Here is a 14436-nt window from a genome sequence, read left to right as displayed (position 1 = left end):
GGTGGGTCGGGACGGTGGGTCGGCCGGTGCGGCCGGTCACCAGGTGACGGGCAGGGCGTGGCAGCCGTAGATGGCCATGTCCGTGCGGAACGGGATCTCGTCGACGGGCCCGGCGGGCCGCAGCGTGGGGAAGCGGCGGAGCAGGGTGGCTATGACGACCTGGAGCTCGACCCGCGCCAGGGCCTGGCCGAGGCACTGGTGGATGCCGTAGCCGAAGGCGACGTGGTGCTGGGCGTTGGGCCGGCTGACGTCGAGGCGGTCGGGGTCGGCGAAGACGGTCGCGTCGCGGTTGGCGGACGGGACGGCCACGACGACGCCCTCACCAGTGCGGATGAGCTGTCCGCCGATCTCGATGTCGGTGGTGGCGACCCGGCGCGGGCCGTTGCGGATGATGCTGTGGAAGCGCAGCAGTTCTTCGACGGCGCCGCGGATCAGCGTCGGGTCCTGGCGGAGCCGCTCGGCGCTGTCGGGGTCCTGCATCAGGGTCAGGGCACTGAGGCCGATCATGTTGGCGGTGGTCTCGTGGCCGGCGATCAGCAGGAGGGCTGCGAAGGCGGCGACGTCGTCGTGGGTGATCTCGCCGGTGTACCGCTGCTCGACGATGAGCCGGCCGAGGATGTCGTCGCCCGGCTCCTCCTCCTTGGCGGTGACCAACGCGTCGAGGTAGTCGCGGAGTTCGCTCCGGGCGGCCTCGCGCTCCTCGTCCGCGATGGTGCGGGAGAGCAGCTTGCCGGTGAGCCGCTGGAAGACGTCGTGGTCGTCGTAGGGGACGCCCAGCAGCAGGCTGATGACGAGCGAGGGGACCGGCAGGGCGAGCGCCTCGATCAGGTCCACCGGCTCGCCGGCCCGGCGCTCCATCGCGTCGCACAGTTCGTCGGTGAGGCGCTGGATCTCCGGGCGCAGCGCCTCGACGCGCTTGACCATGAACTCGCGGGTGACCATCCGGCGGAGCCGGGTGTGCTCCGGCGGGTCCCTGCGGATGAAGCCGCGGTTGTCGGTGTTGCCGCCGCCGGTCATGCCGCTGAGCGGGTAGCCGTGGAGGGTGGTGTCGGAGCTGAAGCGGGTGTCGCCGAGGATCGCGCGGATGTCGGCATAGCGGGTGGCCAGCCAGGCCCAACTGCCGTCGGGGAGTGAGACCTTGGAGAGCGGCTCCTCGGCGCGCAGGGTGCCGAACTCGCGGTGGGGGTCCCCCTGCTCGAACAGGTTCGAGAGTGGGGGCGGGTCGAAGGGGCAGCCGCTGGGGGGTTGCACGGGCAGTGGCGCCAGGGCGTCGGGAACTGTGGTGTCGATCATCTCGGTCATCTCGCTCCTCGCGCGCACACCGGTCGGATGTGCGCCATGAGTCGATCCTTCGCCTAACGAGCGTAAACTTACATCCGTAATGATCGGGTAAACGCCCCGGGGGTCGCGTCGGAACGTGAGGAACGGAACACGCCGCGGCCGGCCGGCGGCGGGGACGCGTAAGGCCCCGGCCGACGGGCGGCCGGGGCCTTGGGGGCCTCGGGGCTAGGGGGACGAGCAGGGGCGGGAGCCTCGAACGAGGCGCCCGGGGCGAGGCCGGGGTGGGGAGGGGCGGGGCGGGCCCGGGTTCAGCGCTCCAACAGGAGCTGGAGGATCTCCTCCACGAACCCGTCCAGCCGGCTGGTGTCCTTGCGGCTCGGCATGACCTGCCAGATCATCACCCGGCCGTGCACCGCCGACCACAGCAGGTACGGCGCCTCGGCGCGCGAGCCCCGCACCTGCCAGCCGGCCTCCTCGCAGGCGGTCAGCGCGTGGTGCCAGCTGCGGACCAGCAGCCCGGCCGGGTGCCCGGCGAGCCGTTCGGGGCCGACCGGGGTCTGCCGGGTCTCGTAGAGCAGGCGGTAGTTCGCCGGGTGCTCTATGGCGTAGCGGCAGTAGGCGCGGAGCTGGGCGCGCAGCCGGGCCACGGGGTCGTCCTCGTCGGCCTGCTCGGCGGCGTCGTTCATGGCGTGCGCCAGCCGCTCGTAGCTGACTTCCAGGGTGGCCCAGACCAGCTCGGTCTTGTCGGCGAAGTGGCGGTAGATGCTCGGCGCGGCGACCCCGGCCTCGCGCGCCACCGCGCGCAGCGACAGCGCGTCCTCGCTGCCGACCTCCTCCAGGAGGCGCTCGGTCGCCCGCAGCAGTTCGTCCCTCAGACGCTCGCCCTGCCCACGCGGGTTACGGGGCCGGACGGCCGCACTCTCGCTCACTGCCCTCCGGTCCTTTCCTGGCCTGACCGATCCGGTCGTCGACGGGGTCGTCACTCCTTCACCAGGGTTTCACACCACGGCGGCGGACCGTACCGGAGGACCGCGGTCCGGTCCGTCGGCCGCCCGGAAGTCAGCCCCCGCGAGCCCGCGCTCACCGCCCCCGCATCAAGGCGTCGTCCGCGGCACCCCGGCCGAGGATACGTCCTGACCAGCAAGAATCCCGCCCAACGCCGCACTACCCGCTCGCTTGGGCGCGCGGGCCCCACACCGGCACCGCCGGCCCGCAACGCCCTGCCCAGGCCCTGGCCGGCCTCCGCCCGACGGGTCGGGCTCGGCTGCGGTCAGGCGGGAGACACCGGGCTCACCTTCGACTGCGCAGACCTCGTCATCCACCCCCTAGGACGACGTCGGCCTCCAAGACCACAACCGGGTCTTGAAGGCCGACGCGTCAAAGCTGTGACGGCAGAGCTGTGATTCAGCCGCCGATCGGACCCAGGGGAATGTCCGAGACAGTGATGCTGAGGGACTTGATGGAGCCGCCGGTCAGGATGGGCACACCGTTGGGGCCCGGGGCGAACTTGGCGGTCAGGCCCTCCAGGGAGCCACTGACGGAGAGACCGCCCGCGACGTTGTCGAGGTCGTCGTCGGCTATCTCGCGGGTCTCAATGCCGGAGGTGTTGCTCATGGTGATGAGCTTCCTTCTTCTCTAGTGGTGGGTCGCAATGCGCAGGCGGCATTGCGGCGGGAACCCGTTGAATGGCTCCCGCCGTGCGTCAGATTGCCCGCTCGCGAGGGGTGCGGAGAACGAAACACCGTTCTCTTCACTCGCCACACACATCAGGGCTTTAAGTGGAAGGCGGACTTCACGCTGCAAGCGGCGCTCCGCATGCGCCAACCGCATCGAAGACGGCCAATTCGCGCCCCACTCGCATCGGCCGACGCCATCGCCCACCGATTCCTCCGGCAACGGTGCCGGGTGTTGCCATGCCGATTGCCATGCCGACTGCCATGCCGATTGCCGTGTCGTCCGTTCTGCCGTCACCTGCCCATGACCAATCCGGCCTTGCCCGCGCCCCTGCTCAGCACCACGTGGCGGATGTGCTGGCGGAGGGGTTTGAGGTCCGACCGTCCGGCATGGATCGCCTTATTCAGGTTGATCACGCGGCCCGCCGCTTCGTCCCACCACAGCGGGACGCATTCGGCCTTGGCGATCTCCCAGCGACCGCCGGGTGTGGTCGGAGGGGTGAAAGTGAATCGGGCAGCGGTACTCATCTTTCCGCCCTCGTCGTGATGGGTGCCTCCGATGAGGTCGCCCAGTCCGTAAGCGACCCAGGTACCGCTCTCGCGCATATGAGCCGCTACGCGTCGGCCTTCCGGTGTCCGGGCGACCCAGGTACCGCGGACCTTCTCGTAGGGCTGCGGGGTGTGGGCGTGACTGCCGAGGATCAGGTCGATGTCGGGGCGGCCGTCGGTGCGGGCGGCGGTGAGGAGCCGGGCGAGCCGTAGTTGCCCGGCGTCGGGGGCGGTGCGGTACTCGGTGCCCCAGTAGGGGCTGACGACCACCACGTCGGCGCCGGCCCGGCGGGCGGCGCGGGCGTCGGCGAGGATCCGCCCGGGGGCGAGCGGGTTCATCATCCAGGGCGCGTCCTTGGGAGCCCGGGTGTCCTCGGCGTCGTAGGTGTAGGAGAGGTGGGCCACCAGGGCGCCGCCGGGGGTCCGCAACAGGGCCGGGCGGGCGGCCTCGGCGGCGCCCCGGGCCGTGCCGGTGTGCCGCAGGCCGACCGTGTCCAGCGCGTCGAGGGTTCGGCGCACCCCGTCCTCGCCCTGGTCGAGGGCGTGGCTGGAGGCGGTGGCGCAGGAGTCGAAGCCGGTGGCCTTGAGCGCGGTGGCGATCTGGGGCGGGGCCTGGAGCTCGGGGTAACCGGTGAACGGGCCGTCCAGGGGGCCCAGCGGTGCCTCCAACTGGCACAGTGCGAGGTCGGCGTGGGCGATGACGGGTGCGACGCCCCGGAGCATCGGCCGGAAGTCGTAGCCGCCGTCCACCGGGGCGTCGTCCTGCGCCGTGCCGACCGCGTCGGGGTGGGCGGGGATGACGTCGCCGGTGGCGACCAGGGTGAACGGCCGGGCCGGGGTGGTGCCCGCGGGGCGGGCGCCGGCCCGGCGGTGCGGCGCCGGGGAGGGTAACGCGGCACGGGGTGCGGGGTGCGGCGGGGTGGATCGTGGTGCGGGCGGTGGGGCGTCCGGCCGGGCGCCGCAGCCGACGGCCAGCACGACGAACAGCACCGCTGTCACATACCGGGTGAAGGCGCTCATGTCCGACAGATATCAGTCGCTTCGGGCCGGAAATGACCGTACGGGGTGGTGTCCGTCGCTGTCCCTCGGACGGCCGCGGGTCGGGGGCGGGAGGGGCCCGTCGCGCCGGCAGTGACGCGCGGGGCCGGGCGCGCGGGGCCCGACGGGCGTCCGCCCGCACACCGGGCACCCGATCGGACGAGTCCCGGCCACGCCCTTTCCGCAACTCGCCCTCTGCGCCCGCCCGTTACACGATCGCCGGCATCAACCTGCGCCCTGCCCCGGCCTGTTGGCGGGCCGGACCGACCGGCCGCCCCTAGGGTGGCCCGGTATGAACGAGGAACCGCTTCATGTGACGGTGTGGGACGAGGGACTGCCCGGGGCGCCGCGGGCGCTACTGGTGCACGGCACGATGAGCTGGGGCACCGACTGCTTCGCGGGGCAGCGGCCGCTGGCCGGGATGTTCCGGCTGGAGGTGGTGGACCGGCGCGGCTTCGGCGACAGCCCCGACATCGAGCGCAGCGACTACGCGGTGGACGCCGAGGACCTCGGCCGGCTGCTCGGCGAAGGGGCCCATCTGGTGGGGCACTCGTACGGCGCGGCGGCCGCGATGCTGGCCGCGGTGGCGCGTCCGGAGGCCGTCCAGTCGCTCACCCTGATCGAGCCGTCGCCGCTGCGCACCGCGGCCGCGCACCCCGTCGTGCGGGCGGCGGTGGAGCGGATCCGGGCGGCGTACGCGGGCGCCGAGGGGGCCGGGGAGGTGAGTGCGGAGGAGTACCTGCGGCAGTCCACCGAGGCGTACGGGATGCGGCTGCCGGAGACCACGCCGCGGGTGCTGCGGGCGGTCCGGTCGGCGATGCGGGAGCGGCCCATCTGGGACGCGCAGATCCCGCTGGCGCCGCTGGCCCGGGCCGAGATGCCGAAGACCGTGATCAACGGGACGTGGGAGACCGCGCACCCCGATTACCGGGCGTTCGTGGGGGATGCGCTGGCCGCCTGCGGGGAGTACCTCGCCGAGATGATCGGGGCCCGTCACGTGCAGGTGCCGGGTGCCGACCACGCGCCGCACCAGGACCGGCCCGAGGTGGTCAACGAGGTCCTCACCCGGCTGTGGCAGAGCTGACCTGAGGCGGCGGGCAGCCGGGGCGGCCGGGTTCACAGGCGCGCGGCCTGAGCCCGGCGCCCTCAGGCCACCTCGATCCCGAAGTCGCCCACCAGCGCGGCCAGCCCACCGGGGTAGCCCTTGCCGCCCAGGACGAAGTCCCAGTCGTCGCCGGCGCGGCGGCGGAACGCGCCGAGCACCAGCGCCCGCTCGCCGGGCCGCCCGTCGGAGACCGGCAGCCGGTCCCGTTCGGTCCCGGTGCCGTCCAGCAGGCGGATGTGGGCGTCGGTGAAGCCGTCGAGATCGGCTTCCGGGTCGGTCTCCGGATCGACCGCGGCGACCAGGACCAGCCGGTCGGCGTCCGGCGGCAGGTCCGCGAAGCGCACCCGTAGGGCGGCGCGGTCCTCCGTCACCCCGGCCAGCATCCGCACCGAACCGTCCGGCGTGGCCGGGTTGTTGAAGAAGACGAAGTGGTCGTCGCCGAGCACGGTGGCGCCCTTGCAGACCAGGGCGCAGACGTCGAGGGCGGCCCGGCCGGACCAGTTCATGGCGAGGGTGGTGTGGTCCGGCGCCGGTCCGATGGACTCCGGGGTGTCGGGGTCGTCGTCGCCGGGGCCGAGGCGGCCGCGCAGCCCGTACCGGCCGAGCAGGTCGACGAGTTCGGGGCCGGCGATGAGGGTGAGCGGTTTGCCCTGGGCGAAGCGGTGTGCGCCGGGCCCGAACTGCGAGGTGGTGACCAGCACGCCCTTGTTGGCGCCTTCGGACTGGACGGTGCCGTACAGGTCGCGGACCGCGGTCGGCGGGACGGTGTTGCGGTAGCGCTTGGCCTGCACGACGATCTTGCCGCCGCGGATCGGGTCGGGGTCCAGGGCGTCCACGTCGATCCCGCCGTCGCCGGACCGCTGGGTGGTGACCGCCCGCATCCCCATCGCGCGGAACAGCTCCGCGATCAGCTGCTCGAAGGCGAGCGGGTCCATGGCGAACAGGTCCGGTTCGCCGTCGGTGCCGTGGGAGACCACCGCGCCGCCGGCGATGTCGTCCGGCCGGCGCCCGGGGCGGACCGGGGTGCGCTGGTCGGGGCGGGCGGAGAGCTGTCCGCGCAGCCCGTCGGTGAGGCAGTCGAGGGCGCTGACCTGGGCCAGCTGGTAGGACTCGACGGCGTTACGGGGGGCCAGGACGGTGGCGAGGAAGATCGTGGTGGGGCGGCCGGTGACCGGGTCCACGTCGTCGACGAAGCCGTTGAGCGCCACCGAGTCCAGGGCGCCGTAGGTGTCGGCGGCGAAGAGGTCGCGCAGGACCAGCAGGACGCTCTGGGCGAGCACTTCGCGGTAGAGCGCCCGGCACTGGGTGGCCGGGCGGGCGGTCTCCCGCTCCTCGTCGGCGGTGGGCAGGTAGCGGACGGCCTTGACGGCGGGGACGACGTCGTAGCCGGGCAGTTCCCAGTCGAGGACGAGTTGGCGGGCGGCGGTGTCGTAGCCGGCGCTGAGTTGACGCGGGAAGCCCTCGGGCCAGGACGTGCCGGAGTACAGGGCGGCGGAGAAGTACTCCACGACCGCGTCCGCTTCGCCGGTGCGCAGGCCGGCGAGCAGTTCCTCGATGCCGGCGTTGTGCCGGCGTATCCCGTCCAGGGCGCCGGCCGCCCACTGGTCGTACTGCTGCTGGTAGGCGGCCAGTTGGGCCTGGCGCTGGGCCTCGGCGGCCTGGGCCGCGTACCAGTCCTGTTCGAAGCGGGCGCGGGCCTCCTGCTGGTCGCGGTCGCGGCGGACGCCGGACCGCAGACCGCCGGTGGGCACCTGGTAGCGGGCCGGGTCGGGCATGGCCACCGGGGTGGCCAGCGCGCCGGGGGCGAACGGCTCGACGTGCTCGGGGCGGAGCAGGGCGGCGGCGGTGAAGGCGGGGGCCCGGCAGCCGTCGGCGAGCAGGTCGGTGAGGGCGGCGACGCGGGCGTCGAGTTCCTCGGTGCGGCGGCGGGCGTCGGCCTCGCGCTGCCGGCGGTAGGCCGTCTGCCGCTCGCGGTGCATACGGGCCATGGCGCGTTCGGCGGCGCGGGCCTGCCGTTCCTGCTCCCGTTGCTGTTGCACCTGCGCGCGGTGCGCGGCCTCCGTCCGGCGCTGCTGCTGGCGCTGTGCCTCGGCCCAGATGCCGAGTAATCCCTGGGAACGGCGGCTCATCTCGCGGTTCGTCCTCCCCCCGGGGCGGCGGCCCCCGGAACCCGTGGCGGCGGTCGCTGTGCCGGTCTGCCCTGGTCTGCTGTGGTGAGCCGACTGTAGCGGGGCGCGTACGGCCGCGATCAGGGGGTGACCGGCCCTGGTCGGCGCCTGGGACGGCGGTCGGCACCCACGGCCCGCACGCTGGGAGAAATCACAGACATCTCGTGATGTTCACGTCTTGATTTGAGAACTTCACATGTGATTCCGTTGAAAGCATCATGAGCGACGTGATTCCTGAGAACTCGACGGGCACCACGGGCCGCGCGGCGCCCCGCCCGGTGGTCGGCGTCTCGCTGAAGCTGTACTTCGGCCTGGCCCAGACCCGGACCTGGCTCGCCGAGGTCGCCGCCCTCGACGCGGTACTGGCCGGCCTCCCCCACCCCGTCGACCTCTTCGTACTGCCGTCCTTCCCGGCGCTGGCGGACGCCCGGGAACTGCTGGCCGGCACCGGCGTCGGCTACGGCGCACAGGACGTGCACTGGGCCGGCCGGGGCGCGTGGACCGGCGAGGTCTCGGCCGACATGCTCGCCGAGACCGGCGCCCGCTACGTCGAGGTCGGCCACGCCGAGCGCCGCCGACACTTCGGCGAGACCGACCGGATCGTGGCCGCCAAGACCCAGGCGGCCACCACGGCCGGCCTGGTCCCGGTGATCTGCGCGGGCGAGCGACGCGCAGCGGACCCGGCGGCGGCCGCCGCGGAGACGCTGACCCAGGTCCGGGCCGCGCTGGCCGGCGCCGCCCCGGGCAGCGAGGTGATCGTCGCCTACGAGCCGGTCTGGGCGATCGGCGCCGGCGAACCAGCGCCCGCCCGGCACGTCCGCACGGTCGCCGCGGCGCTCCGCGGCGCGCTGCGCGACCACGACGTACGCGGTCGGCTGATCTACGGCGGAACCGCAGGCCCCGGCACCTACAAAGAGCTGGCCGGTGCCGTCGACGGGCTGTTCCTGGGCCGGCTCGCCCACGACACCGAGGGCCTGCGCACGGTCCTCGAAGAGATCTCCCGCAGCTGACCCGAGCCCCTCCCCACCCCCAGGAGCCCGCAGTGTCCCGTACGTACCCGATCGCGATCGGCGCCGACGATGCCGCCACCGCCATGAAGGACGCGATGGTCGCCTACCTCACCGCACACGGCCACCCGGTCACCGACCTGAGCGCCACCGCCACCGAGGACTACCCCGACGTCGCCGAGCGCGTCGCGCGGAGCGTGGCCCGCGGCGAGCACGAGCGCGCGGTGCTGGTCTGCGGCACCGGCATCGGCATGGCGATCGCCGCCAACAAGGTCCCCGGGATCCGCGCCGCGCAGATCCCCGACAGCTACAGCGCCGAGCGGGCCCGCAAGTCCAACGACGCGCAGATCGCCTGCTTCGGCAGCCGCACCATGGGCGTGGAGGCGGCGCTGGTGTGCCTGCGGCACTGGCTGGACTCCGACTTCGCCGGGGGCTCCTCAGCCCCCAAGGTGGAGAAGATCAAGCAGGTCGAGTCGCGCAACCTGCGCGCGGCCTGAGCCCGGCGCCCGCGCTCCCCTCCCACGACACCCCCGACTCCCCCGACTCCCCCGACGGGCTTCTCCCACTCCCGCTCCCGAAAGGCGGTCACTGCCATGCGCGCAGTAGTCATCGAGGAACCGCACCGGCTCCACGTCACCACCGTCCCGGACCCGACGCCCGGCCCCGGCGAGGTCGTCGTCAAGGTCGCCGCGGCGGGGCTGTGCGGGACCGATGTGCACATGCTGGCGGGCGAGTTCGGGCCGACCCGGTATCCGGTGATCCCCGGGCACGAGTTCGCCGGTGAGGTGGTCGCGGTCGGCGCGGACGTCACGGAGTTCGCCGCGGGCGACGCCATCGCGGCCGACCCCGCGCTCTACTGCGGGGCCTGTCACTTCTGCGCCATCGGCCGCGGCAACCTCTGCGAGCGGTGGGGCACCCTCGGCATCACCGCCGACGGCGCCTGCGCGGAGTACGTGGCGGTGCCGGTCCGCAACTGCTACCGGCTGCCGGAGACCGTACCGCTGGCGCACGCCCCGCTGATCGAGCCGCTGTCGACGATCGTGCGCGGCTTCGACCTCGTCGCCCCCAAGCTGGGCGACCACTTCCTGATCTACGGTGCCGGCACCATGGGCCTGCTCTACCTCCAGGTCGCCCAGCGCTCCGGCGCCGCCTCGGTCTCGGTCGTGGACGTCAACGAGGACCGGCTGGCGGTGGCCCGCAAGCTCGGCGCGGACGCCGTCGCCACCAGCGCCGACGCGCTGACCGCCGGCCACCCGCGCGGCTGGGAGGTGGTCACCGACTGCACCGGCAACATCCGTGCCATCGAGGACGGGCTGACCCGGCCGGCCCGCGGCGGCACCTTCCAGCAGTTCGGCTGCGCACCCGACCAGGAGACCGCGCGGTTCTCGCCGTTCCGGATCTACAACGACGAGATCCGGATCGTCGGCAGCATGGCCATCCTGCACAGCTACGGTCGCGCGGTGGAGTTGCTGGGCAAGGGCGTCATCGACTCCGAGACCATGATCACGCACCGGTTCGGGCTCGACGCGTACGCCACCGCCCTGGAGACCTTCCAGCAGGGCACCGGCCGCAAGCTCCAGATCGTCCCGAACGGGGCGGCGGCATGACGGCCCCGGCGGGCCCGACCACCATTCGAGCCGGCGCCGTTCAACCGCCCAGTGCCGCCAGTTCCGTACCGGCCAAGAGGAACGCCCCCACCCCGAAGTCGGCGGTGGAGTCGTGGGTGACCGGCTGGCTCGATTCCGGCCGGTCACCGACGTTCTGGACGTAGCCCAGGAAGCCGTCGGGGTGCACGGCGGTGGCCGCCATCGCCGCCCAGGCGCGGGCGGCCACCGGCAGGTAGTCGCCGCGTGGGACGACCCCGGTGCGGATCGCGGCGGCCGTGGCGTAGGTGAAGAACGCGGTGCCGCTGGTCTCCGGGCCCGGCAGGTGCCCGGGGTCAGCGAGGTTCACGTTCCAGAACCCGTCCGGCCGTTGCACGGTGCGCAGCGCGGCCAACTGCGCGGCGAGGGTACGGCGGTAGGCGGCCGTCGGCGCGAAGGTGTCCGGCAGCACCGCCAGCACCTTGGCGTGCGCGGCCGCCGCCCATCCGTTGCCGCGGGACCACAGCACCGGTCTGCCGTTCGGGGAGGTGATCCCGCCGGGCAGGAACCGCTTGTCGCGGTACCAGAGCGCGCTGCCGGGGTCGTGCAGGCCCGGCCCGCCCTCGGCGTCCCGGGTGTGGACGTAGAAGGCGTGCATCGCGTCCCAGTAGGAGCGGTCGGCGCGCAGCGCGCCGAGCCGGGCGAACGGCGGCATCGCCATGTGCAGCGCGTCGTCCCACCACCAGTCGTCGTGCCGCTGGCCCGCGGTGTCGGTCATCCGCCGCACGGACTCCTCGATGGCCGCGAGCTTCGCCGGGTCGGGCGCGGGGTCCAGGGCGTGCAGGTCGAGGTAGACCTGGCCGGCGCACTGGTCGTCGGCGTGCCGGGTGGTGGGGCCGCTGTGCAGTCCGTAGCCGTGCCGTTCCGCCCAGCCGCGGGCGTAGGCGAGGTAGCGGGGTTCGCGGGTGAGGCGGTGCAGGGCCATCAGCCCGCAGAAGAAGGTGGCGCGGGCCCACTGGTTGTCACCGGGGTCGCGGTGCGCGCCGATCCAGTGGTCGGCGACCCTGCGCAGTACGGCGACGGTGCGGACGTGCCGGCGTTCCATGAACACCCCTCCGGGACGGAAGCACGGATATTCACGTACACGAACAGCGTTCTCTCCTATGAGGAAGCGGGGCCATCGTGGCAGTCAACTCCCCCCGGCGGAAGGGGCGGACGGCGACCGACGGACCGGCGACCGGCGGACCGCTACGGAATTGCCTTCGCACGCCTGTACCCGTACGGTTGGCGCCGTGACTACCGGGTCGGCCATGGGCCACAAGCGAGTGGGGCACCCGGTCACTTCGTGACCGCGCGGCGGGTGAGAGACCCGCCCCACCCCTTCCTGCCTCTCCTTTGCGCGTATCTGTCGCGCTGCTTCCACCACTTCGCGCGGCTCTTCCGCGCGCTCTTCCACTTCCCGCACCACGCACGCCGCCGTGCCGCGCCCTGTCGCGCCGCGCCGCCACCGTCGTCGTGCGGTCACTTCACCCTGCCCGAGTGGCTTCGCCCTGGGCACCTCATACCTGGAGACGCACCCTTCATGCCCCATGACTTCAACCAGCAGGTCATCGACGAGTTCCGGGCCAACGCCGGCCGGGTCGGCGGCCCCTTCGAGGGCGGCCGGCTGATCCTGCTGACCACCACCGGCGCCCGCACCGGCACCCGGCACACCACCCCGGTCGGCTACCTCCCCGACGGGGAGCGGATCCTCGTCATCGCCTCGGCCGGCGGCGCGCCGCACCACCCGGACTGGTTCCACAACCTCCTCGCGCACCCCCGTGCCACGGTCGAGGACGGGGTCTTCACCTACGAGGCGGCGGCCGAGGTGCTGGCCGGTGAGGAGCGCGACCGGGTCTTCGCCCGCGCCGTCGAAGCCAACCCGGGCTGGGCCGACTACCAGGCGAAGACCCGCCGCACCATCCCGGTGGTGGCGCTGGCCTCCGTCGAGACCGGTCCGCCGCGCTTCGGCGGGGCGACCCCGGGCCAGTCCGTCACCCTCATCCATGACGCCTTCCGGCGCGAACTGGGCACCATCCGCAAGGAATTGGCCGAATCCGGCAGCGTGCTCGGCGCCCAGCTGCGGATCAACTGCCTGACCCTGTGCCAGGGGCTGCACAACCACCACACCGGCGAGGACCGCGGGATGTTCCCCGCGCTCCGCCGCCACCGGCCGGAGCTCGCCCCGGTACTGGACCGGCTGGACCAGGAGCACCAGAGCATCGCGGCACTCCTGGAGGAGCTGCGCCACACGCTCGCCGAGCCGTCCGCCGCCCCGGGCGGGATCCGCGCCGAGGTCGAGCGGCTGACGGACGAGCTGGAGACCCATCTCACCTATGAGGAGGAGCAGTTGATTCCGGTGCTCGACGCGATGGCCGGCTGAGCGCGGGGCCGGGGCGGCGGCCGCGGGGGTCAAATCCGGCGGCCGTGGCCGTCCCAGTAGGGGTCCCGCAGCTGCCGTTTGAAGAGCTTCCCGGACTCGTCCCGCGGTAGCCGCTCCTCGAACACCACGGCCCGGGGCACCTTGTACGCGGCGAGCCGCCGGGCGACGTGGTCGCGGACCGCCGCGGCGGTGAGCCGCACCCCGGCTTCGGTCTCCAGGTGCGCGGCCAGCGCCTCGCCGAACTCCTCGTCGGGGATGCCGAACACCGCCGCGTCCCGCACCCCGTCCAGGGCCAGCAGGCAGCCCTCGATCTCCGCCGGGTAGATGTTGACGCCGCCGGAGATGACCAGGTCGTTGCGGCGGTCGCTGAGGTAGAGGTAGCCGTCCTCGTCGAGGTGGCCGATGTCGCCGAGGGTGACGTGTCCGGGCTGGCCCGGTGCCTCCATGGCGGCGCGTTTGTCCGGGTCGCCGAGGTAGCTGAAGCGGGGCCAGTTCTCGGCGGGCCGGACGTAGATCTCGCCGGTGGCACCGGGTGGCAGCACCTCCCCGTCGGGCCCGAGGACGAGGACCGCGCTGGTGCCCTGGGCGCGTCCGACGGTGCCGGGGTGGGCAAGCCACTCCGCACTGTCGCACCAGGTCACCGCGCCGGTCTCGCTGCCGCCGTAGTACTCCCGCAGGACCGGCCCCAGCCAGTCGATCATGGCGTGTTTGATGTGCGGCGGGCAGGGCGCGGCGGCGTGCACCACGGAGGTGAGCGAGGACAGGTCGTAGCGCTCGCGGACGTCCTTGGGCAGCCGCAGCAGCCGGACGAACATGGTGGGGACCACCTGCGCCTGCTCTATGCGGTGCCGTTCGACCAGCCGCAGGAACTCCTCGGCGTCGAAGCGCGGCATCAGCGTGATGTCCAGACCGGCCGCCAGTGCCAGGACCGCGTGCTGGCTGGGCGAGGCGTGGTAGAGCGGGGCGGGTATCAGGGTCCGGCCGCCGGGGGCGACCGCGAAGTATTCCAGGAAGCTCGCCACCGCCTCGGTGAGCAGCTCCGGGCCGACCGGTTCGCGCAGAACTCCCTTGGGACGGCCGGTCGTTCCGGAGCTGTAGATGACGGTGGGCGGCCGGGCCCCGACGGGCCGGGCCAACGGCGGCCGGTCGGCCAGCCAGTCGTCGAGGACGGGGTGCCGGCCGGTGACGGGCGGGGCGGTGGTCCCGCAGGCGGCCGCCACGCCGGGCGGCACCGCGACCTCGACGACCTGCACGTCGTCGGGCAGGACCGCGGTCACCGCGGCGAGCAGGTCGGTGTGGACGAAGACCACCACGCTGCCGCTGTCGGTCAGCACATGGCGCAGGTCGTCGGTGCGGAAGTGCCAGTTGACGGGGACGGCGGCGGCGCCGAGCTGGGCGGCGGCGGTGGTGATCTCCAGGTGCGCGGGCTCGTTGCGGAGCACCACGGCGACCCGGTCGCCGGGCCCGACTCCCAGGTCCGCCAGGCCCGTTGCGATCCGGGCGGCGCGGTCGAGGAATTCCGGATAGCCGCGTTCGTGGCCCGCGCAGCGGATGGCGGGGGCACGGGCGGCGGGCGGTGCGACGGCTTCCATGGTGCCTCCAGAGGGGAG

The 14436-nt window shown here is 73.3% G+C and carries 12 protein-coding genes; 5 read left to right on the top strand and 7 right to left on the bottom strand.

The window, feature by feature from the left end; all coding sequences use genetic code 11:
* Positions 1–36: 36 nt before the first annotated feature.
* The 4 genes from ACO0M4_RS09570 to ACO0M4_RS09555 form a co-directional block, all read right to left on the bottom strand.
* Positions 37–1302 carry a cytochrome P450 gene (locus ACO0M4_RS09570; protein WP_430369349.1) on the bottom strand — a complete coding sequence of 422 codons (1266 nt, stop codon included), beginning with the start codon at positions 1300–1302 and terminating at the stop codon, positions 37–39.
* 287 nt (positions 1303–1589) lie between these two features.
* Complete coding sequence (locus tag ACO0M4_RS09565; protein WP_430369348.1) at positions 1590–2210, bottom strand: TetR/AcrR family transcriptional regulator; 621 nt, start codon at positions 2208–2210, stop codon at positions 1590–1592.
* Between the two features lie 475 nt (positions 2211–2685).
* Positions 2686–2895: a hypothetical protein gene (locus ACO0M4_RS09560; protein WP_430369346.1), complete on the bottom strand. Its 210-nt coding sequence runs from the start codon at positions 2893–2895 to the stop codon at positions 2686–2688.
* 353 nt (positions 2896–3248) lie between these two features.
* Complete coding sequence (locus tag ACO0M4_RS09555) at positions 3249–4523, bottom strand: CapA family protein (RefSeq protein WP_430369344.1); 1275 nt, start codon at positions 4521–4523, stop codon at positions 3249–3251.
* A gap of 310 nt (positions 4524–4833) precedes the next feature.
* Between ACO0M4_RS09555 and ACO0M4_RS09550 the strand changes: the two genes are divergently transcribed.
* Positions 4834–5625 (top strand): alpha/beta fold hydrolase, encoded by a 792-nt coding sequence (locus tag ACO0M4_RS09550; protein ID WP_430369342.1) that lies wholly within the window; start codon positions 4834–4836, stop codon positions 5623–5625.
* 62 nt (positions 5626–5687) lie between these two features.
* Here ACO0M4_RS09550 and ACO0M4_RS09545 read toward each other — a convergent pair whose 3' ends face one another.
* The gene (locus ACO0M4_RS09545) at positions 5688–7775 is read right to left on the bottom strand and encodes a restriction endonuclease (RefSeq protein WP_430369341.1); all 2088 of its coding nucleotides are present in this window, start codon (positions 7773–7775) and stop codon (positions 5688–5690) included.
* 266 nt (positions 7776–8041) lie between these two features.
* Here ACO0M4_RS09545 and ACO0M4_RS09540 point away from each other — a divergent pair, with 266 nt between their 5' ends.
* From ACO0M4_RS09540 to ACO0M4_RS09530, 3 genes are all read left to right on the top strand, one after another.
* The gene (locus ACO0M4_RS09540) at positions 8042–8824 is read left to right on the top strand and encodes a triose-phosphate isomerase (RefSeq protein WP_430369340.1); all 783 of its coding nucleotides are present in this window, start codon (positions 8042–8044) and stop codon (positions 8822–8824) included.
* A gap of 32 nt (positions 8825–8856) precedes the next feature.
* Complete coding sequence (locus ACO0M4_RS09535) at positions 8857–9318, top strand: RpiB/LacA/LacB family sugar-phosphate isomerase (RefSeq protein WP_390011276.1); 462 nt, start codon at positions 8857–8859, stop codon at positions 9316–9318.
* Between the two features lie 96 nt (positions 9319–9414).
* Positions 9415–10428 (top strand): zinc-dependent alcohol dehydrogenase family protein, encoded by a 1014-nt coding sequence (locus ACO0M4_RS09530; RefSeq protein WP_430369338.1) that lies wholly within the window; start codon positions 9415–9417, stop codon positions 10426–10428.
* A gap of 40 nt (positions 10429–10468) precedes the next feature.
* Here ACO0M4_RS09530 and ACO0M4_RS09525 read toward each other — a convergent pair whose 3' ends face one another.
* Positions 10469–11509, bottom strand: coding sequence for a glycoside hydrolase family 88 protein (locus ACO0M4_RS09525; protein ID WP_430369337.1), 1041 nt, complete (start codon positions 11507–11509; stop codon positions 10469–10471).
* A gap of 477 nt (positions 11510–11986) precedes the next feature.
* On the opposite strand from ACO0M4_RS09525, the gene ACO0M4_RS09520 reads away from it, so the two are divergent.
* Entirely contained in the window at positions 11987–12826 is an 840-nt protein-coding gene (locus tag ACO0M4_RS09520) for a nitroreductase/quinone reductase family protein (RefSeq protein WP_430369335.1), read from the top strand.
* Positions 12827–12855: 29 nt separating this feature from the next.
* Here ACO0M4_RS09520 and ACO0M4_RS09515 read toward each other — a convergent pair whose 3' ends face one another.
* Positions 12856–14418: an AMP-binding protein gene (locus tag ACO0M4_RS09515; RefSeq protein ID WP_430369334.1), complete on the bottom strand. Its 1563-nt coding sequence runs from the start codon at positions 14416–14418 to the stop codon at positions 12856–12858.
* Positions 14419–14436 lie beyond the last annotated feature (18 nt).

The organism is Streptomyces sp. RGM 3693 (genome assembly GCF_050471125.1).
Classification (GTDB): Bacteria; Actinomycetota; Actinomycetes; order Streptomycetales; family Streptomycetaceae; genus Streptomyces.
Note: the sequence above shows the minus strand (reverse complement) of the source record. Positions and strands in the feature narration are given on the sequence as shown.